This is a genomic window from Caballeronia sp. ATUFL_M2_KS44 (genome assembly GCF_023630965.1).
Classification (GTDB): domain Bacteria; phylum Pseudomonadota; class Gammaproteobacteria; order Burkholderiales; family Burkholderiaceae; genus Caballeronia; species Caballeronia concitans.
Genome location: NZ_JALQEA010000021.1, coordinates 1 through 337, shown reverse-complemented (window position 1 = coordinate 337; position 337 = coordinate 1). Strand labels below are relative to the sequence as shown.

1 pseudogene is annotated in these 337 nt (G+C 62.9%); it reads left to right on the top strand.

The annotated features are described in order from the left end of the window. Nucleotides 1–227: pseudogene (locus NCR39_RS11685) on the top strand (penicillin-binding protein 2); the annotation flags it as partial. Nucleotides 228–337 lie beyond the last annotated feature (110 nt).

Genomic DNA, 337 nt, shown 5'->3' with positions numbered 1-337 from the left:
TCGGCGGTCAGGTGTCGGGTCCGGTGTTCTCGGGCATCGTCGGCGATACCTTGCGCGCGCTGAACGTGCCGCCCGATATGCCAGTGAAGCAAATGGTCGTGACGGACGATTCGAACTCCGCCACGCAAGCGGCCGCCAAGCAGCCGGCGAATACGAACAACGCGAATACCGCGAAGAAATTCGCGGTGTCGAGCAATACGAAGACGCACCCGGGAGTCGTGCGATGAGCGCGCAAACCCGACAGAGCAAGATGCAAAAGGACGTATCACAAGCCGTTCAATGGCTGCGCGCCCACGCGCAGCCCGAGGCGCAATTGCACGCCGACACGCGCTCGCTC